This is a genomic window from Companilactobacillus zhachilii (genome assembly GCF_003606365.2).
In the GTDB taxonomy this organism is placed as follows: domain Bacteria; phylum Bacillota; class Bacilli; order Lactobacillales; family Lactobacillaceae; genus Companilactobacillus; species Companilactobacillus zhachilii.
This window is the reverse complement of record NZ_CP031933.2, coordinates 1,440,746-1,460,519: the sequence shown is the minus strand read 5'-3', so window position 1 is coordinate 1,460,519 and position 19,774 is coordinate 1,440,746. Positions and strand designations below refer to the sequence as shown.

Below are 19,774 nucleotides of genomic sequence, written 5' to 3'. Positions count from 1 at the left end.
CTTAAAAAACAAATGGCCTAGCAATCCAAAATCGGATTACTAGGCCATTTGCCTCAATACTCGAAAGCTGAACATGTCTTGTCCTGCTTTCGAGTATTGTTATAAATAATTTCTTTACGATTTATCGAAATCACGAATCCAGGCCAGTGCCAAAGCACCTTTACCTAAATGAGTACCAATAACAGGGCCAAAATATGATCGATCCAAAGTCATTTCAGGATATCTTTCATGAACTTCTTGAGCCCAACGGTCTCCTGATTCTGGGTCGTCAGCATCCAAGACTAACAAGCGTAATGGATATGGACTTGCGTCTATGGCTGCATTTAGTTTTTCTTCGGCTTTTAATTTGGCCTTTTTCATTGAACGAACTTTGTCGTATGCTACAATTTTATGTGATTCATCATCAAACTCAAGTAAAGGCTTAATATTCAAAACTGTACCAATGACAGCAGATGTATTTGATAGGCGTCCGCCTTTAACTAAGTTTTTTAAATCATCAACAACGAAAGATTCACCAATCGAGGAACGTAATGCATCCAGGCGGTCAATAATTTCGTCTACTGATTTATCTTGTTGTGCCATGCGAGCAGCTTCTTGAGCTAAATAACCCATTAAACGAACTGTAATGTGAGAGTCATAAACAACGACGTTTATATTGTCGATTGTTTGTGCAGCCGTTTTAAGATTATTTACAAAACCTGAAATGGTACTTGCTAAATGAATTGAAATTACGGTATCATAGCCTTCTTTAGCCAATTTATCGTATATCTTCATCATCGCACCAATCGAAGGCTGTGCTGTTGAAGGTAACTCTGGTGATTTTTGAAGCATATCATAAAACTCTGATGTTGTAATATCAATATCTTCACGATATGTTTTAGTATTAAATACTACCTCTATTGGCACAACTGTTATATTATATTTATCGACTGTTTCTTGTGGCAAATAAGATGTACTATCTGTTACAATGGCTATTTTCATAAATTTATCAATTCCTTGTTCAGTTACGTATAATGATTGTATAACCATTAGATTATATCATATTCACGCAATTTTATATTTGTTACATATTAAAAGTTTCAGAAATTATCGTGTAATTTAAGAAAGGAAGTAAAATATGTCTTTTGATGGAATGTTTACCCATGCTATGGTAAACGAATTAAATCAGAATCTTCGCGGTGGACGTATTAGTAAAATTCAACAACCATTCGCCAACGAATTGATTCTGACGGTTAGAAGTAATCGTAAGAACCGTCAGTTACTATTATCGGCTCATCCCTCATATGCCAGGGTGCAAATCACAAATCAACCATTTGCTAACCCTGCCAAACCATCAACGTTTGTTATGTCACTACGTAAATATATTACAAGTGCCATCGTTGAAGATTTTCGCCAATTAAACAATGATCGAGTAGTTTTAATCGACCTCTCGGCCAAAAATGAACTAGGAGATATTCACGGCTATACTTTGATTATTGAAATTATGGCCCGCCATAGTAATATCTTCCTAATCAATAAGGAAACCGGTAAGATAATTGACTTGATCAAACGTGTTTCACCGGAAAATAATAGTTTTCGTGGTTTGCTACCAGGTGATGATTATAAATTACCGCCTGCACAAAATAAAATAAATCCATTTTCAACGAAAGCAGAAAATCTTTCAGAAATGTCTGCCGCCGATATTCGTAAAAAATTCGAAGGTATTGGCTTAGACACTTCAGCTGAGTTGGAACAAACTATTGCCAAAGGAAATTCATTAGACGATTTCTTAAATCGCTATCAAAATGAAATTCATCCTAATACTGCTAATAACAATAAACATAAACTAGGCTTCTTCCCGATTGCTTTTAGTAATACCACGACTGAAGTTAGTGAATATCCATCCCTCAGTGACTTACTAGATAACTATTATCTTGATAAAGCCCGTTTAGATCGAATTGAACAACAAACTAAGAGTATTACGCACCGTCTGGGAATTATTTTGAAGAAAGATAAGTCAAAAGTTAAGAAGCTCAATAAGCAATTAGCTGCGACGGACGTAATGAATAAATACAACCTTTATGGTGAATTACTGACGACTTATATGTCTAAGATTCAACATGGGTCAAGTTCCATCACACTAACGAACTATTACAATAATGAAGACGTAACTATCAAGTTAAATCCTGAATACTCGCCTTCATTGAACGCTCAAAGCTATTACAAGAAATATCGTAAGTTGCAAAATTCAATTCCCCACATTAAGGAACAATTGGAAATCACAACTAACGAAGTTAATTACTTAGAATCTGTTTTAGCATCATTAGAATACGTGGATATTGAAGATGTCGACGGTATTGTTGATGAGTTAATTGATTCAGGTTATATCAAGAAGAAGCGTAAGAATGCTCGTAAAAAACGCAAAAAGAAGCTCGGTGAAGACTTTAAGACTACTACCGGCGTTGAAATTGTTGTCGGAAAGAATAACTTGGAAAATGACCAATTAACGATGAAGCTTTCGCAAAAGAATCATTATTGGTTCCATGTTAAGGACATCCCCGGTTCTCATGTTATCTTAAAGACGAGTGATCCAGATGAAACATCAATTACGCAAGCGGCCACGATTGCTGCTTACTACTCTAAAGCTCGTGACTCCAGTAAAGTTCCGGTTGATTATGTACAAATCAAGCATATTAGAAAACCTAATGGTGCTAAACCGGGCTTCGTTATCTTTGAAGGTCAAAAGACAGTCCTTGTTGATCCTGACCGCAAACTTGTCGCTGACTTGAAAGAGCAATAAAATAACACTCAATTTTCGAGCAATAAAACAAATGACTCCAGTCATCCAATTTTGGATTGCTGGAGTCATTTGTTCTATTACAAACTCTTTTTAATTTTCTTTTTGACGCAGCTCGTTTAATTTATTAGCTGTTTCATCTTGATCTAATAGTTTATAACGTTTGTCATCAATCGTAAGTAAATATTTATCATCAAAGTTATCAAAAACTTTTTCTAAAGTTAAATTAGCTCCAATTTTGTTCCCTAGTAATAGCTTAACTAAAGTATCGATCACATGAACCGAGCTAGCTAATTCATGACGGATAATATCATCGGTCATCCCCCGATACTTCTTTGTTACAAGCCAATGATCATTACTCTTGACCAGTTCAAAGTTAAAGATATCAACTTCCTTGTCATCTTCTAATTCCAACGTAATCAGCTTAGCAATCTCGACTCGATCTTCAGGTGTTAGAAAGGCATTGACTGAACTAATTTCGTAAAGGTGATTATCACGTTTAGCTCGATAAATAACTGATGGAGCCAAATAATTTTCACCATCACTAACAACCATAACGCGTAAAGTCGTATCACCTTTCAAGTCGATATTCTTAATCTCTTGCGCACTGAATTGAAAGACTTGGTCATCTTGCGTATCAACTAAATTCTTTGACAAATCGATCACGTTTAAAACATTATCTCGCTTAATCAAGTCTAAACTCTTCATCTCCATGTGGGGGTCGTCGATCTCAACTACTTTTCTCCGCATTGATAAAGGGGCATTCCATGGTTCACGACCAATAATGATTGGCTCCAAGCCATTTTGATCAATCGATTTTGCTAATTGGAATAAAACAAACTGGCGAATCATGATATCTGTCTTAGACGTAATAATTGGCGTTCTAACGATGATTTTCTTTTTATCACTCAACTCTAGTTCATCACTAATTCCACTCGTTACAAAGTAATTATGGTTGATATACTCATTATTAGCGACTGAGACGGCACGTTTATTCTTAACAACTGTTTTTGTCACAATATCAGGACTGTCGAGAAGTAATTTGCTGTGACCAACGCCTTTAACCCCCATCTCAACCATTCGTTCAACATTTTTGCCATCAATCTCACCTTCACGAATTATCAGGCTGTTGTTGATGATGTTTTGGAGCGCGGTTAGATATGGCAAATTGACCCCGGTAATTTCAGAAAGCACTGGCATTTCAAAATTCCGACGTAAAGCTTCTGATAAGACGTCAAGTAACCAATTAGTAGGATGAATAATTTTTTCAAATAGTTCATCATCATCTAATTTACGTAATTCATTGTAACGGTCAAAATTATTGTTCAATTTATCGTTTAAAGCACCCTTGTTCAAGACTTCTTCCAAACTAAAGCCATTAACAACAATACTCGAGTCAGAAGTCTTACTTGGTCCTAAGTATTTTTGACCAGGGGTCTTCCATTGAGGAAAACGAGAAGTTAAATGATCTACAAATGGTTCCGTTGCACCATTAAAGTTGTTCCCAGCATCTAGCTGTAACTTATCTAGGTGGTAACCCAAACAAAGTTCAACCACTGCGGTTGCAATCGGATAACTTGTGGCATACTCCAAAAACTTTGTTTCTTCACTCAAACGAGGAATGAATTCAGTAATATAAGATTCCTTAGTCGTATGGTTATATGCAAAATGAACCGTACAAATACCAACAATATTAAAGGCTCGGGCAAGCTTGATCGAATAATTCCGTAAACGCTGCAATTTCGAGTCGTTCAAAGAAATTGCCGGTGAAATTAGATTAGAGTCTAAGTGATGAATACCAATAGGCTCGATATCTTCAATCGTTCCAATTAAAGAAGAATTGTCATATCGATCACGTAAAATGGTAAAGGAATACTCACTGAATCCGCGAATACTCCGTTCAATTTCAATCTTTGTATCCGAAACATCTTCCATCGCCATAAAGTTATCTAGTTCAAATAAGTTGTTGATATTAGTCCAACCACTCGAATGGCGGTTAGAATAACGTCTTCTAGCAATAATAGGAAAGCCAATTGAGCGAATAAAACTATATATTTCCTTTTCATCGTCAGACGAAATAAATTTTATAACTGGTAAGTTAGCCTTAGTTAACTTCTTAATGAATAATTCCCGTTTAAATGTTGCTAAGGACGCAGAAAAAGTAGCACCTAAAACTTTTGTGCTACCAATTTTTCCATTTAAACTTGAAACAATTCCTAAAGCATTTCGATCTCCAACGGTAGGTAAAATAGCATCAGGATGATACTTTTGAACAAATTTTAAAACATTGTCTCCAGTCACCTTTTCAACAATCGTTTTGTCATAAAAAATACCTGAAGATAATAAAAGTGTTGGGTCTTCAACAATAATTGATGTCTTATAGCCTAGTTGATACAAAATATCGACTGTGTCATAGAGGGCAGTTGAGAGATCGACGTTTTTGTCACTGCTAGTTGGACCGATAATTAAAATAGTGTGTACATCATCTAATTCCATTGATTTCTAACTCCCTCTTGTTTCTTAGCTGATTCTACTAAATCAATAAATTCATCAAAAACATAATAACCATCTGTTGGACCAGGTGCAGCCTCGGGTTCAAAGAGCACACACATAATTGGTAAGTATTCATGCCGAATACCCTCAATAGTGCCGTCCGCTACACAAACATTAGTAACAATAAAGTCGGAGCCACCAATGTATTTGTCATCCAAAGTGTAAGAATGATTGTGGTTAACAAAATCAATTTTGCCACTGGCAACTTCCTTGACAGCTAATGATGATTCATGATGTGGTTCTTTGAGACGGATGATGCGGCAATCATTGGCCAATGCAATCAACAAATTACCTAACCCGATTCCCAATAAAGGATAGCGCTTTTGCAAAATTTGAATTGTCTTAATAGTTTTAGGTAAATCAGTTGGATTACCTGGACCGTTTGAATAAATGATCCCATCAGGATGCAAGTTTTCAATTTCCTCAGCCGTTGAATTGTAGTTGACAATAATTGAGTTGCAATCACGATACGATAATTGTCTTAAAATTGAATATTTTAAACCGAGGTCAACAATAACTATTTTAAGTCCCATATTGGGATTAGGATATGACTGTCTGGTTGAAACACGTTTTACTAAGTCAGGTGGTAAAACTAAGGCTTTAATTTGATCGATAGCGTGCTCATCATGAGTATCCATAATACTAGCCTTCATCTCACCGTGTTCAGCAATATGTTTAGCTAAAGCTCTCACATCAACATTTTTAATCCCAGGGATTTTCAAACTGGTGATCCAGTCTTCAAAAGAGACTGAACCATCGACTGTTGAAAGACTGGAAGAACCAATTACTACCCCTTTGCATTGAGAATTGATAGATTCATAAAAATCACGATTAATTCCTGAGTTACCAACAGATGGAATTGTGAACGCTAAAATCTGACCTTCAGTATCAGGATCAGTGACGGATTGCTCAATTCCAGTACGATTATTTGATATTACCAGTTGTCCTGTGGTAATGATAGAAGATCCAAACCCCTCACCAGGAAACACGGTTCCATCTTCTAAAATTAAATAACGTTTCATTTAAAGCAACTCCCTCAAAATATTTATTCGATTTCGATTTTATCCTCGCCATCGATTTCTTTCATTGACACTTTAATCTTTTCTTTTTGAGAAGTTGGGATATTTTTACCAACAAAATCAGCACGAATAGGTAATTCGCGGTGACCACGATCGACTAAAACCGCCAACGAGATTTTCTTGGGACGACCAACGCTCATCAAGGCATCCATAGCTGCACGAATCGTTCTACCAGTATAAAGTACGTCATCAGTCAAAATAACATGTTTATTATTTATATCAATATCTAATGGTTCCGCTTTTACAGTTGAGATATCCTTTTCCTCATGTGTTTGGTCATCACGATATGGTGTGATATCCAATTCAGCCACAGGAATACTAATGTTTTCCAATTGTTTCAATCTTGACTCGATTCGATGGGCAACATAAACACCGCGTGTTTTAATACCCACTAAAACTAAGTCATCAATACCTTTATTTCTTTCAATAATTTCATAAGTGATTCGGGTCAATGCACGAGTCATCGTTTGACCATCAATAATTTCTTTCGCCATAAATTTCCCTACTTTCAAAAAAGCACTCACAAAGTGAGTGCTTTAATATATTTATAATCGCACACAATTCTATTTTTTAGATTATAGCATGAGATTACGGCTGTCAATGTCGTAATTTTGCTAGTGTATCTAAGAATATCTTTGGTGGCTCTACCGAAAATTCCATCCATTTGTTTGTCCGTGGATGAACGAAACCTAATATCTTGGCATGTAAGAATTGTCCCTTACCAGGTAAGGTGTTCTTAGGTCCGTATAAAGGATCGCCCGCAACGGGATGACCAATGTATTGCATATGAACTCTAATTTGATGTGTTCGACCAGTTTCTAGTTTTAACTTTAAGAGTGAATAATTTTCAAATTGTTCTAAAACAGTAAAATGAGTTACCGCATGACGACCATCTTCAATAACAGCCTGCTTCTTACGATCAACTTTCGAACGACCCAAAGGTGCGTTGATCTTACCAGTTTTTTCTTTGAAATTACCATGGACAATGGCTACATATTCACGAAGGTTACTTTTTTCCTTTAATTGCTTCATCAGCGATTGTTTGGCCAAATTATTTTTAGCAATCATCAAGAGGCCTGATGTATCTTTGTCGATTCGATGAACAATACCTGGACGAATAACGTCGTCATCATTGATTTGACAATGATACAAAATTGCATTGACCAAAGTCTTATCCGGATGACCAGCAGCAGGATGAACTACCATCCCTTGAGGCTTGTTAACGACAATGACGTCATCATCTTCGTATACTACCTCTATAGGAATATTTTCCGGAACAGCTTTAATTGGTTCTTCTTCAGGTACATTAACTAAAATTTTATCGCCAGTTTTCAACTTTGTACCAGTTTTACTAACTGGTTCATTATTGACTAAAACATTACCATCTTTGATAAACTTTTGAAGTTGTGAACGTGTCAAATCAGTGATTTGTTCGCTCAAAAAAGCATCTAAACGAGCCTTCTTAGGTTCGTTATATTCTAAATTATAGGAATTACTTATTATTTTTCTCACCTGCTACTTGGATAATCAGTGACAACACGATTAAAATAACGCCCACCGTGATATAAGTGTCAGCTAAATTAAAGATTGGAAAATTGATAAAGTCAAGATTGAACATATCAACCACGAAATGTCTGGTAAATCGATCAATGGCATTACCAACTGTCCCTGCTAATAAGCATATCAAAGAAAATCGATAAAGATAATCTTTTTTATCTGCTTTAACAAATAAATATACTAACACGATTACCGCAATAATTGTAACTAAGTAAAAGAAAAGCATTTTCCCCTCAAGCATACTCCAGGCAGCACCAGTATTGGTGATATGCGTTAGAGATAAAACTCCGGGAATAAAATCATGAACTGTCATTGGTGCAATATTATTTGTTACGAAATATTTTAGGCCTTGATCACCAGCGACTAAGACTGCAAACAGCAGCCAATAAATCAACTGCACTAGAATAAGCCTCCAATAGTTCCCTCGTTGTCGACATCCATACCTAAAGCGGCCGGTTTCTTTGGAAGTCCTGGCATTGTCATCACGTTACCAGTTAGAACAACAACAAAACCTGCACCTAACTTAGGTACGATATCAGTTACATGTAAAGTAAAGTCACGTGGTGAACCAAGTTGTTTAGGATCATCACTCAATGAATACTGAGTCTTAGCGATACAGACTGGTAAATCATCCCAAGCTTGATCTTTCAGAATTTGAAGTTGCTTACGTGCTTTGGCACTGTATTCAACGTTGTTAGCTCCGTAAACTTCTGAAGCAATCGTAGCAATCTTAGCTTCGGTTGTTTCCTCGTCTTCATAAAGACGTGTATAGTTAGACTCTTTTTCAGTGGCTTTAATAACTGCTTTGGCTAAAGCTTGGCCACCTTTACTACCTTTGTGGTGAATTTCAGCTAGTTCTACATCTACGCCAACTTCGTCACACAATGATCTTAATAATTTGATTTCATTCTCAGTATCAGTTTCAAATTCATTAATCCCGACAACTACTGGAATATGGTAATAACGCATATTATGAATATGACGTTTCAAGTTCTTAAATCCTAAGTTTAGGGCATTTAAGTCTTCGTTCTTAATGTCATCAAGTTTTTGGCCACCGTTATACTTCAAGGCACGAACTGTTGCCACAATAACAATGGCATTAGGTGCATGATTTAATCTTGGAGTTACGATGTCTAGGAACTTCTCACCACCAAGGTCAGCCCCAAAGCCAGCTTCAGTAATAGCGTAATCCCCTAGCTTCATAGCAAGTTTTGTAGCCAAAATACTGTTACATCCATGAGCAATATTAGCAAATGGACCACCATGGATGATTGCTGGGGTATTTTCTAGTGTTTGAACCAAATTAGGTTTCAAAGCATCCTTTAATAGAACTGTAATAGCACCTTCAACGTGTAAATCACGGACAAAAATAGGTTTCTTGTCATATGTGTAGGCGATTAAGATGCTTGAGATACGTTCTTTCAAATCATCGATATCTTGTGCCAAACAAAGTACAGCCATTAATTCACTAGCAACAGTGATTTCAAAATGGTCTTCACGAGGAACGGAACTGAATGGTCCACCAAGACCAATAACGATATTTCTTAGTGAACGATCATTAATATCTAAAGCACGCTTCCAAACGATTCTTCTAGGATCGATGTTTAGTGCATTTCCTTGGTGAACATGATTATCAATCAAAGCAGCTAAGGTATTAACTGCACTAGTTAAAGCATGCATATCACCCGTAAAGTGCAAGTTGATATCTTCCATTGGAACAACTTGGGCATAACCACCACCGGTAGCTCCACCTTTCATCCCCATAACTGGTCCAAGAGATGGCTCACGAAGAGCTAAAACAGCTTTCTTACCAAGTGATTGTAAAGAATCAGCTAAACCGATAGCCATGGTTGATTTACCTTCACCAGCTGGAGTTGGATTGATTGATGTAACAAGAATTAACTTTCCATCATCCTTCTCCATACTCTTAACAATGCTACGACCAGAAAACTTAGCTTTGTAGTGACCATATGGTTCAATATCATCTGATGTTAAACCGATTTTACTAGCAATTTCGTTAATATTTTTCATCTTATCATGCTCATTGATTTGAGCGATTTCGATATCACTTGGAAATGACATTGCTTTCACCTGCTTCTTTTTTAATTATATTTAAAATTCCCTTAGTAGAAGTAATCCTAAATGGAAAGAAATCACGATTCTTAAAATCGAATTCCATAGTCCATTTATTATTCGCCCTAATCTTAACATCGGTATGTTTAAATGTCCGAGTCTTATAGTATGGTTCCTTGATGATTACTTGGTCTGTTGTTATGCTAACCCAAGAGTTAGCGATAATATAAAAGACGTATACTCCATCAATGATCCAAATTAAAAACGGAATAACACTGAACGCCATGATCTCTAACTGCAAAATGATTCCCAAACATGCAAGACTCAATGCAATTGACCACATAATAATTCCCCATGCGCCAGTTGGTTGAACAAAATGTTTCTTTGACATAATTTCTCCTGAAAGGTTCTAAATAATATGATTAAATTGTACACCGACGCTGGATTAAATACTAATCTAAATCTTGGTGTAGTAGCCTTCGTTATAAGGTGTAATGAAAAAACTTATAAAGAGGCACTACATCAGGATAACACCGATAACCATTACTTGGAATTTTTGGCATTAAAAATTGCCCTCCAAAAGATTATAAACGAACATTGGAATAATGAGATAATTTTAATTCATTCTGATAGCCAAATTGTGATAGACAGTTTGGATAAAAATTATTCGAAACACTATCAACCGATATTAGATGACATTTTAAATGAGCTGGATAAATTTCCAGGATACTTTGCCAAACATATTGCGGATAAAGACAATGGTGCGGCACACGCACTGGTTCATCAAAAAATGTTAAATATTCGAAAACATGGTGATAAATAGTTTCTGATTTTCACAATCTGTGCTACTATAAAAACGTTTTCAATTCAAGAGGAGGTTTTCCTTATGTACTATGTTGTGATGAAAGACCGCGATATTCGTGATAACCTGGCTACTGAACAATATTTGATGAACAATGTGAAATTCGATGAACCATTGGTACTTTTTTACATTGAAAAACCATGTATCATTGTGGGGCGGAATCAAAATACTATTGAAGAAATCAATAGCGACTATATCAAGGACAATAATATTACTGTAACACGTCGTATTTCTGGTGGTGGTGCTGTTTATCAAGACCTTGGTAATCTTTGCTTTAGTTTTGTGGTCGATTCCGATGATAAGAACTTTGGTGATTTCAAATCATTTACACAACCAATTATCGATGCATTGCACCAAATGGGTGCTACTACAGCCGAAGTTTCTGGTCGAAATGATTTACTAGTTGATGGCAAGAAGTTCTCTGGTAATGCAATGTACTCAAGAAATGGTAAGACATTCTCACATGGAACATTATCACTTGACGTTGATCTAGACGTCCTAACTAAGGCCTTACATGTCCAAAAGGATAAAATTGCATCTAAGGGTATTAAGTCAATTCGTAGTCGTGTAACTAATTTACGTCCCTACTTGGCTCCAGAGTACCAAAATCTAACAACTGAGCAATTCCGTGACCGTTTGTTATTGGAGTTATTCCATGCCAATAGTTTGGATGAAATCAAAGATCATGAATACATTGTTTCAGCAGATCAACAAAAAGAAATTGATAAAATTAAAGAACAATATTATTACAACTGGGATTGGGTCTACGGTAAATCCCCTGCCTTTACTGCCAAACAAAGAAAACATTTTGATATGGGTACAGTTGATGTCCGTTACAATATTGTTGGCGGAAAAGTTGAAAATGTTGAAATTTATGGTGACTTCTTCGGTATGAAGGATGTTAACGACATTAAGAAAAAATTAGTAAATATTAAATTTGATCGTGATGAAATTTTGAAGGTTCTTAACGAATTCAATTTAGATGATTACTTCAAGGGTATCCCTGAAGAAGAATTAGGTAAGCTATTTACTCCTTAATCGCTAAATTTAAGCAGAATTCTCTAAAAAAGCAGGCTGAGAAAAATTATTCTCAACCTGCTTTTTATTTTTGGTATGATTATCATTATTGAGGAGAAAAAAATGATTAATGAAATTATATTAAATCAAGGCGTGAAATTGGTCGATGTGCATTCAACCAATGACTTGAATGATACTGATCGTGCCATCTTGATTGAAAAATATGCTTTAACAAACGAAATCCTAGATTATGCTGATGATGAAAATGAACGAGCTCGGTTTGAATACGACGAGATTACCGATACTTACCTAATGGTTTATAACGTCCAAAATGAAAATAATAAAATAGCCGATATTTCACAACGAGTTTTACCAATTTCCTTTGCCATTAAAGATGAACAGCTATTTCTGTTTACCAACGATGCCACTCATTATTTAAAGGACTATTTATTGGCAGCTAAGGATCACTTAAAACCAGAAGCCCAAAAAGAAATTTGGGAGTTTATTTTCAATACGCTTGATCAGATCTCGAGCGATTACAGTGACCAGATTAGTGAGACTGATGTCCAGCGTAACCATATTCAAGCTTTAATTAAGAAGCACCATTCATCTGAAAGACAAATTTTGGACTTAGCTGATTTAGAAGATTTAACTACTTACCTCAATACCGCGATTAATGGAAATTTAACAGTCATTAAACAATTAGAATTAATTTCTACCGGTAACGTCAAGAGTTTACATTTAAATAAAGCAGCTCGCGAACATTTACACGATTCCTTGATTGAAATTGAACAAATCAAAAATCAAGTTGACTTGACGTCTGATATCATTGATCGAATTTCTAATACCTACAATAATATTTTGAATAATAGAACAAATACGACCATGAAAGTACTGACAATTTACACAATTGTTCTCAGTATTCCCACGATCGTATCAGGCTTTTACGGGATGAATATGAAATTACCAGTTGCTGACCAAGGATGGTCATGGATTTTTTCATTAATCGTCACGATTGTTATTATTTTAGTCATTCTCTGGGATTTACACCGGCGTGATAGTCTTTAGTGCTTTTTAGCCCAGTATTGATAAAGATCAGTTCTCAATGAACCATTATACAATTTACGTTTCTTTGTAGCTTTTGAACCGTAATATTGTTCAAACTCAGTATCACTAGTCAAAATATACTTATTCCAAGTGGGGGCAGTCGCAAAGACTTCTCCCATTTCTTTGTATAGACGACGAACATTTTCCATATCACTCATTCGTTGACCATATGGAGGGTTAGTAATAATCGTTCCATACTCCCCTTCAATCTTTAGATCCTTCACGGCAACTTGTTTAAAACGAATATCATGTAAAACGCCGGCATCATGAGCATTTAGTTTAGCGACGTCAATCATTGAACCATCAATATCACTCGCAAAGATATCTAAGTCGATGTCATTTTTGACACCAGCTTTGGCTTCTTCTTTTAAGTTTTCCAAAATCTTATCATCAAACCAATCAAAATTTTCAAATAAGAAATGACGTTGGATACCAGGAGCAATATTTTTGGCCATGCGGGCAGCTTCAATAGCAATTGTTCCAGAACCAGTCGTTGGATCCATAAATGGATCTTCTTCAGGATGCCAAACAGTTAGTAAAATCATGGCAGCCGCAAAATTTTCCTTCAAAGGAGCAGCACCGTGTTCAATTCGGTAGCCACGTTTATATAAAGATTCACCAGTTGTATCAAGTGTTACTTCGACAACATCTTTATGGATTCTTGTTTCAATTTGAAATTTTGCACCAGTTTCAGGCAAACGACCACGGCGCATAAATACGTCAGCCATTTTGTTAACGATGGCCTTTTTGGTAATCGCTTGAATGTCACGTTCTGAATGTAATTGTGACTTGACCGTTCTAGCTTTGATTGGGAAAGCTGCATTCAATGGCAACCAGTTGTCCCAGTCGATAGCGTAAACTTTATCAAATAGCTCTTCAAAAGTCGTGGCTTTAAAAGTACCAATCAAAATTTTAATTCGATCAGCACTACGTAGCCATAAATTGGCCTTGGCGATATCTTCATATTCACCCTCGAAGTAAACCTTGCCATTTTCAGTTTTAGTTTCGTATCCTAAATTTTGTAATTCTTTTGCAGTTATAGCTTCAAAACCGCTTGACATCGTTGCAATTAATTTCATATTGCTCCTCTATTTGTTTTTAATTTTATGCTGCCTTTGGGAACTGAATTTTTGGTTCCTTTGGCTGATTTGTTCTTCGTTTTTTGATAAATAATTGAATAGTTTGAGTATTGCAGTGTAAACTCCACTGTTTTTGTATTGTATGACTATGTCATAATAACACGTTATTCGTGACTTTTAAGTGTGAAAATAGAATGTTTACCTAATTTTTTGTATAAAAAAAGGACGAACAAGTCGTCCCTCTGCCTCGATAAACTCCTATAAGCCACGTTTTGTCCAAGTAATAGGTTGGCGACCTATTACCATAAGTAATCATCTATCTACAATTAAGCCTTCACAGTAGATTCATTTCTCGTTATGAAGCGCCCCTACCAAAGTTTGGGTTGCCCGCTTGCGGGGTTTACCTCGTTCCACCATTGCAATTTCTCACAATAATACGTCTCTGTGGCACTTTCAAGCTAGTTACACATAGCTAAAAGCCTTAGTGCTTTCGCTGCCGTTACCTCCGAAAAGGTACCTTGGCTTATTGGGCCAAGCACAAACACTGCAAGCATCTCAGCTCGCGCGGGCGTGGACTTTCCTCAGCCTAGATAACTAGACCGCGATCACTCGTAATTTACCGACTTGAATAGTATACACTAAAATCAAAATAATGTGTATGAATTATTAAAAAAAATTTGATTTGGGTGGATTTGGCAATAAAATTTCTTATTGGCGACCGCCTCCAGGAGCAAGAAAATCTGGTCGCTGTGGGGACCGCCGAAAGCCAAGGTCTTTCGGCTCGACTTTGAACCTCGCAAAGTACGCGAGTTTCAAAGCTCGTCCCGTGGTGTAAGCACTAAAGTGCTAACGCCACCTTCACAGCGACCAGATTTTCTTGCTCCTTCCGGCTAGTTTATTCGTTGGTTGATAGAAATAGTAAAGAAATATTTACTGATTCTATATATTCTAAACGTATGAAGTTCTAGAAATTTAAAGGATTAACCCTTTAGTAATATGAAGGTATTATGCCTGTTAGAATTGGAATTGCTCAATATGATACCTTTAACATTACACATTTTTTAAATTATAAAAAGAATTAGTCGGAAGAGCAGAGCAACAGTTTTCCCAATCAAAAAAAAGTGTAAACATTCCCCCACGATAAAGCAGGAAAATATTTACACTATTTATCAAGAATCAATACTCTAAAATTGGTTCATATTGTTGTTAGAATTATTGAAGTTTCCATTAAAGTTACCTTGTCCTTGGTTTGAACCGTTGTTCATTGGACGATTTGGTTGAAAAGTATTAGGATTGTTAAAATTGTTATTCATTGATTGTTGGTTTTGATTCATACCGGGATTAATTTCAGTATGGCCACTTTCAACGCCTGCGTGGTTATTCATATTACTTGGGTTTGGTACTACGGCTGAAGCAAATTGTTTAGATTCATGATCTTCAGGCAAACCATTTGAAAAGTCGCGACCAAAGACACGTTTTTCAAGATTTGAAATACGCTTTAAAATATCGTAATTAGTTGAGGACTCTGCAGTAGCACTCATAGCTGGCTTTTGTTGAGGTCTCATACGATTATTTTGTCTTGGTTGTTGAAAATTTTGGGCAGCATTACCTGTATTGCCAGCTCCAGCATTACGAGCTTGCATTAAACGTTCGTTTTCAGACTTCAATTGACTGATTTCGTTGGAGAAAGTTTCGTAATCCTTGATAATTCCATCTAAGAATTGGTCAACTTCTGTAGGATCATAACCACGCATCTTAGTCTTGAACTCTTTTTGTAAAATATCGTTTGGTTGATAATTTAGTGAAACATCGTTACCATTACCATTTTGTTGATTCATTCCATTCATGTTATTCATCATTAAACACCCCAGTGTTAATTATTGTCGATTTATCTCATACCTTAGTTATCATATAACATATTAGCAAAATCCTGCATAGAATCAAAATCAATTAGTTCCAACTGATAATCATTGCCACGATCTTGATAATCTTTGATAGCCTCGTAGTCATATTTGGGCTTACCTCCACTATCGGGATCATAAAAAATCAATGCTCCATCAGTATGTTCTAGCATAAAACCTTGCCATAACTTCAGTTGTCTAGGACTATGATAACTCATATTCGTGATTTTATTGACATAGTCAGCATTTCTTAAAAAAACATTTAACAATGCCTGATTATTTTCGTTCCACTGACTACCAAATTCAGCGAACGGTAACATCACTGCATGCTTAATATTATAGTCTTTTTTCTGAACTTCTTGTACTGCTTTACCGATTATTTGTTCAGTACCCATTTGAGCTCCGGTTAAGATCCATTCGGTACCGTCTTCAGCATAATTCGTAATTCGTTGTTCAAAAAAGTCTTGAATAACTTTAGCTTTTGGGTCATTATCTTTAAAAATACCTAACTCATAAGAGCGGTACCCAGTGATCCATAAATTTTTAATCATAAAGAATCTCCCCAATAATTAATATCTTTGCCATCATGGTATAATTTGCACAGTAGGAGTTGATATTTTGAAAATAAACTACCCCGACGGACGAATTTTCAACAGTCCGTCAAAACCTTCTTCAAAGGTATCCACTAACACGACCGCCAAAAAGAAATTGATTTTTGGTGATCGGGGGATGACTTTAGAAGAAGAAATCAATGAAAGTAACAAGTACTATCGAAGTCATGAAGTCGCTGTAATTTATAAAAAACCAACACCAATTCAAATTGTAAAAGTCGACTATCCGAAACGAAGTCGTGCTGTGATAAAGGAAGCCTATTTTAGACAAGCTTCAACTACAGATTACAATGGCGTTTATAATGGTTACTACGTTGACTTTGAAGCTAAGGAAACTAAGAATAAAAATACCTTTCCATTGAAAAATTTCCATCAGCATCAAATTGATCATCTTCGGATGTGTCAAAAGCAAGGTGGCATCTGTTTTGTTATTATAAAATACGTAACATTAAAACGCTATTTTGTTATGCCCGCAGATAACCTCTTTCATCATTGGGATGCGCAAAATCATGAGGGTGCCAAATCAATTCAATTACAAGATATTATCAATTGTTCGATTGAAATTAAGGCTAATTACGACCCCACTCTACCCTACATTGATGCCGTACAACAACTCATAGAAAGTGGGAAGGAGAAATAATGAACAATAAAAACATCTTCACCTTCAAAAATATTTTTAAATGGATTGCTTCAATTATTGCCGTTTTGGCTGGAATATTTTTGTTTGTCTTCATCTACTACGCATTCAGTGCCCCAGCTGTGAGCCAGGAAAATCTTCAAAGTGGTGGTTCTTCAACAATTGTTGATTCTTCAGGTAAAACCATTGCCTCTTTAGGTGACAATAAACGAAATTACGCTACGATTGATAAGGTCCCACAGACGATGCAAGATGCTGTGGTCTCGATTGAAGATAAAAACTTCTATAATGAGCCTTTAGGAGTTGACCCGATCAGAATTGCTAAGTCGGCTTTTAATAACGTCACCAAAGGAACACTTCAAGGTGGAAGTACGTTGACGCAACAATTGATCAAGTTGACCGTTTTTTCAACTGATACTAAAGATCAAACTTTTAAACGTAAAATGCAAGAAGCTTGGCTGGCCATGCGTGTCAGTCAAAAATTCTCTAAACAACAGATTTTGGAATTTTATATCAATAAAGTTTATCTAAATAACGGTATCTATGGGATGGAAACAGGTGCAAAATACTACTACGGTAAGACTTTGAAACAATTAACACTACCTGAAATGGCAATGTTAGCCGGTTTACCAAATGCACCAAGTAATTACGATCCGTATACTCACCCAACTGAATCAAAGCAACGTCGTGATTTAGTTATTACTTCTATGTACAACAATAATAAGATTACTAAAGCTCAGGCAGATGCAGCTATCAACACGCCCATCAGTACTGGTTTACAACCTTATAAGAAAGTAAGCAACAGTAATAATACTAAACGGATTGTTTCCGACCCTTATATCAAGGAAGCTATTACCGAAGTTAAGAAAAAGGGCTTTGATCCATACCGTGACAATTTAAAAATCACTGTCAATATGGATTATGATGCTCAAAAACGTCTTTACAACATTGTTAACTCGTACAACTATGTTCAGTTCCCTGATTCTAAGATGCAAGTCGGAGCTTCAATCGTTAACCCTAACAACGGTAAAGTTGTCGCAATGATCGGTGGCCGTAATTTAGGTGATATTCAATTTGGTCTAAATCGTGCCGTGCAAACTGGTCGTAGTAATGGTTCAACCATGAAACCTATTTTGGACTATGGTCCAGCCATTGAATACTTGAATTGGTCAACCTATCACCAAGTTGATGATTCCGAGTACACATATCCTGGTACTAATATTCAATTGAAAGACTGGGATGAACAATACGAGGGTGAAATGAGTATGCGTAAAGCATTAGTAAATTCTCGTAATGTCCCAGCCATTAAAACTTTATCTGCCGTTGGCTTTACTCAGGCAAAAGGTTTTGCTAAAAAGTTAGGCATCACAATCGGTAGTGACGAAGGATTGTCAGCTGGTATCGGTAGTAAAGTATCTTCCCTTCAAGGAGCTTCAGCTTATGCAGCCTTCTCAAATGGTGGTACTTACTACAAGCCATACTACGTTGCTAAAATTGAAACAGCCGATGGTTTAGTTCATAACTACAGTAAGTCTGGCAAAGAAGCCATGAAAGATTCAACTGCATATATGATTACCGATATGTTGAAGGGTGTCCCTGCTACTTACGCTACATATGCCAATATCTCTGGCTTACATCAAGCTGGTAAAACAGGTACAACTAACTATTCTTCTGAGGCAATTGCTACTAACCCTGCGTTAAGTGGTACAGCAATGGATTCATGGTACAACGGTTATACAAAGAATTACTCAATGAGTGTTTGGACCGGCTATGATTCACCAAACCAAAGTGGTATTTCCTCGACTTATCAATCAGTCGCTGGGAAAATCTACAAGGCTGAAATGAGTTACTTAGCCAACCAAACTAATAGTAATCCTAATTGGAAGAAACCTAGTTCAGTCGTTTCAGCAATGATTAAGAATTCGAGTTCAACGACTCCAATTGTTGCTTCACCAAGTTCTAGCCCATCATCATATACAAGAGAACTCTTTGTTAAGGGACATGCACCATATAATCCTTATAAAGATTCTGACTATAGTACAAGCAGTGCTTCGAGTTCAAGCAGTAATTCAGCCACGACAAGCCGTCCTTCAAGTAGCAGTTCTGAGTCAAGTGATGAAGAAAATGATACAAGTTCGGACAGTAGTACTGAAACAGGTACTGGTTCAGATAAAGAGAATTCAACTAACAGTGATTCCAATACATCTGAAAACAATACCAACAATAATACTAATACTGGAAACTCAAATTCCAATAATGGTAACAGTGGTTCAACTAATAACAACAATAACGGAAGTACCGGTGGTAATAATGGCAACACTGGTGGATCAACTGGCGATAATAGTTCCAATGGCGGTGGTTCGTCTGATGGCGGAACGACTGGTAATACTGGTGGTTCTTCAACAAACAGTGGCGCTTCTACTAACGGTTCTTCAACAAGCGAATAGAGCAAAATAATTTTAAAAGTTTAGCCAAAATGGTTCTCTTTTTCAATGTTGGTTATAGACTCAACTACGGAAATA

General features: G+C 36.3%; 16 protein-coding genes, 1 other RNA gene and 1 pseudogene. 6 read left to right on the top strand and 12 right to left on the bottom strand.

Going from position 1 to position 19,774, the window contains the following annotated elements:
* Nucleotides 1-114: 114 nt before the first annotated feature.
* A complete protein-coding gene (locus tag D1B17_RS06640; RefSeq protein WP_120144249.1) occupies nucleotides 115-981 on the bottom strand; it encodes a DegV family protein in 867 nt (288 codons plus the stop codon).
* 136 nt (nucleotides 982-1,117) lie between these two features.
* Between D1B17_RS06640 and D1B17_RS06635 the strand changes: the two genes are divergently transcribed.
* On the top strand, nucleotides 1,118-2,779 hold the full coding sequence (locus D1B17_RS06635) for an Rqc2 family fibronectin-binding protein (RefSeq protein WP_120142438.1): 1,662 nt from the start codon (nucleotides 1,118-1,120) through the stop codon (nucleotides 2,777-2,779).
* Nucleotides 2,780-2,869: 90 nt separating this feature from the next.
* Here D1B17_RS06635 and D1B17_RS06630 read toward each other — a convergent pair whose 3' ends face one another.
* The 7 genes from D1B17_RS06630 to D1B17_RS06600 all read right to left on the bottom strand — a co-directional run bounded on the left by D1B17_RS06630 (nucleotide 2,870) and on the right by D1B17_RS06600 (nucleotide 10,429).
* Nucleotides 2,870-5,272 (bottom strand): ATP-binding protein, encoded by a 2,403-nt coding sequence (locus D1B17_RS06630; RefSeq protein WP_120142439.1) that lies wholly within the window; start codon nucleotides 5,270-5,272, stop codon nucleotides 2,870-2,872.
* On the bottom strand, nucleotides 5,263-6,351 hold the full coding sequence (locus D1B17_RS06625; RefSeq protein ID WP_120142440.1) for a carbamoyl phosphate synthase small subunit: 1,089 nt from the start codon (nucleotides 6,349-6,351) through the stop codon (nucleotides 5,263-5,265). Before D1B17_RS06625 ends, D1B17_RS06630 begins: the two co-directional genes overlap by 10 nt.
* A gap of 23 nt (nucleotides 6,352-6,374) precedes the next feature.
* The gene (gene pyrR, locus D1B17_RS06620; protein ID WP_120142441.1) at nucleotides 6,375-6,902 is read right to left on the bottom strand and encodes a bifunctional pyr operon transcriptional regulator/uracil phosphoribosyltransferase PyrR; all 528 of its coding nucleotides are present in this window, start codon (nucleotides 6,900-6,902) and stop codon (nucleotides 6,375-6,377) included.
* 103 nt (nucleotides 6,903-7,005) lie between these two features.
* Nucleotides 7,006-7,908, bottom strand: coding sequence for an RluA family pseudouridine synthase (locus D1B17_RS06615; protein ID WP_166806705.1), 903 nt, complete (start codon nucleotides 7,906-7,908; stop codon nucleotides 7,006-7,008).
* On the bottom strand, nucleotides 7,901-8,365 hold the full coding sequence (gene lspA, locus D1B17_RS06610; RefSeq protein WP_120142443.1) for a signal peptidase II: 465 nt from the start codon (nucleotides 8,363-8,365) through the stop codon (nucleotides 7,901-7,903). Before lspA ends, D1B17_RS06615 begins: the two co-directional genes overlap by 8 nt.
* Nucleotides 8,365-10,047: a formate--tetrahydrofolate ligase gene (locus tag D1B17_RS06605; protein ID WP_120142444.1), complete on the bottom strand. Its 1,683-nt coding sequence runs from the start codon at nucleotides 10,045-10,047 to the stop codon at nucleotides 8,365-8,367. The genes lspA and D1B17_RS06605 overlap by 1 nt, the downstream gene beginning before the upstream one ends.
* Complete coding sequence (locus D1B17_RS06600; protein ID WP_120142445.1) at nucleotides 10,031-10,429, bottom strand: EbsA family protein; 399 nt, start codon at nucleotides 10,427-10,429, stop codon at nucleotides 10,031-10,033. The genes D1B17_RS06605 and D1B17_RS06600 overlap by 17 nt, the downstream gene beginning before the upstream one ends.
* A gap of 27 nt (nucleotides 10,430-10,456) precedes the next feature.
* Between D1B17_RS06600 and D1B17_RS06595 the strand changes: the two genes are divergently transcribed.
* From D1B17_RS06595 to D1B17_RS06585, 3 genes are all read left to right on the top strand, one after another.
* Nucleotides 10,457-10,861, top strand: a complete 405-nt coding sequence (locus tag D1B17_RS06595; RefSeq protein WP_120142446.1) for a reverse transcriptase-like protein — start codon at nucleotides 10,457-10,459, stop codon at nucleotides 10,859-10,861.
* A gap of 63 nt (nucleotides 10,862-10,924) precedes the next feature.
* Nucleotides 10,925-11,938: a lipoate--protein ligase gene (locus tag D1B17_RS06590; protein ID WP_120142447.1), complete on the top strand. Its 1,014-nt coding sequence runs from the start codon at nucleotides 10,925-10,927 to the stop codon at nucleotides 11,936-11,938.
* 102 nt (nucleotides 11,939-12,040) lie between these two features.
* Nucleotides 12,041-12,985, top strand: coding sequence for a magnesium transporter CorA family protein (locus tag D1B17_RS06585; protein ID WP_120142448.1), 945 nt, complete (start codon nucleotides 12,041-12,043; stop codon nucleotides 12,983-12,985).
* Here the strand turns inward: D1B17_RS06585 and D1B17_RS06580 are convergent.
* The 4 genes and pseudogenes from D1B17_RS06580 to D1B17_RS06565 all read right to left on the bottom strand — a co-directional run bounded on the left by D1B17_RS06580 (nucleotide 12,982) and on the right by D1B17_RS06565 (nucleotide 16,555).
* Entirely contained in the window at nucleotides 12,982-14,103 is a 1,122-nt protein-coding gene (locus D1B17_RS06580) for a THUMP domain-containing class I SAM-dependent RNA methyltransferase (protein WP_120142449.1), read from the bottom strand. The two genes, D1B17_RS06585 and D1B17_RS06580, sit on opposite strands and share 4 nt — an antisense overlap.
* A gap of 256 nt (nucleotides 14,104-14,359) precedes the next feature.
* An RNA gene (gene rnpB, locus D1B17_RS06575) (RNase P RNA component class B) lies at nucleotides 14,360-14,720 on the bottom strand.
* A gap of 741 nt (nucleotides 14,721-15,461) precedes the next feature.
* Nucleotides 15,462-15,941: pseudogene (gene gpsB, locus D1B17_RS12960) on the bottom strand (cell division regulator GpsB); the annotation flags it as partial.
* 62 nt (nucleotides 15,942-16,003) lie between these two features.
* Nucleotides 16,004-16,555, bottom strand: coding sequence for an SLOG family protein (locus D1B17_RS06565; protein ID WP_120142450.1), 552 nt, complete (start codon nucleotides 16,553-16,555; stop codon nucleotides 16,004-16,006).
* A 67-nt stretch (nucleotides 16,556-16,622) separates the two neighbouring features.
* Between D1B17_RS06565 and recU the strand changes: the two genes are divergently transcribed.
* The gene (recU, locus tag D1B17_RS06560) at nucleotides 16,623-17,255 is read left to right on the top strand and encodes a Holliday junction resolvase RecU (RefSeq protein WP_120142451.1); all 633 of its coding nucleotides are present in this window, start codon (nucleotides 16,623-16,625) and stop codon (nucleotides 17,253-17,255) included.
* A complete protein-coding gene (locus D1B17_RS06555; protein WP_240704377.1) occupies nucleotides 17,255-19,699 on the top strand; it encodes a transglycosylase domain-containing protein in 2,445 nt (814 codons plus the stop codon). Before recU ends, D1B17_RS06555 begins: the two co-directional genes overlap by 1 nt.
* Nucleotides 19,700-19,774 lie beyond the last annotated feature (75 nt).

Coding starts and splice junctions, on each gene's coding strand:
- D1B17_RS06640 (WP_120144249.1), bottom strand. CDS start 981: ATGAAAATAGCCATTGTAACAGATAGTACATCTTATTTGCCACAAGAA.
- D1B17_RS06635 (WP_120142438.1), top strand. CDS start 1,118: ATGTCTTTTGATGGAATGTTTACCCATGCTATGGTAAACGAATTAAAT.
- D1B17_RS06630 (WP_120142439.1), bottom strand. CDS start 5,272: ATGGAATTAGATGATGTACACACTATTTTAATTATCGGTCCAACTAGC.
- D1B17_RS06625 (WP_120142440.1), bottom strand. CDS start 6,351: ATGAAACGTTATTTAATTTTAGAAGATGGAACCGTGTTTCCTGGTGAG.
- pyrR (WP_120142441.1), bottom strand. CDS start 6,902: ATGGCGAAAGAAATTATTGATGGTCAAACGATGACTCGTGCATTGACC.
- D1B17_RS06605 (WP_120142444.1), bottom strand. CDS start 10,047: ATGTCATTTCCAAGTGATATCGAAATCGCTCAAATCAATGAGCATGAT.
- D1B17_RS06600 (WP_120142445.1), bottom strand. CDS start 10,429: ATGTCAAAGAAACATTTTGTTCAACCAACTGGCGCATGGGGAATTATT.
- D1B17_RS06595 (WP_120142446.1), top strand. CDS start 10,457: ATGATTAAATTGTACACCGACGCTGGATTAAATACTAATCTAAATCTT.
- D1B17_RS06590 (WP_120142447.1), top strand. CDS start 10,925: ATGTACTATGTTGTGATGAAAGACCGCGATATTCGTGATAACCTGGCT.
- D1B17_RS06585 (WP_120142448.1), top strand. CDS start 12,041: ATGATTAATGAAATTATATTAAATCAAGGCGTGAAATTGGTCGATGTG.
- D1B17_RS06580 (WP_120142449.1), bottom strand. CDS start 14,103: ATGAAATTAATTGCAACGATGTCAAGCGGTTTTGAAGCTATAACTGCA.
- D1B17_RS06565 (WP_120142450.1), bottom strand. CDS start 16,555: ATGATTAAAAATTTATGGATCACTGGGTACCGCTCTTATGAGTTAGGT.
- D1B17_RS06555 (WP_240704377.1), top strand. CDS start 17,255: ATGAACAATAAAAACATCTTCACCTTCAAAAATATTTTTAAATGGATT.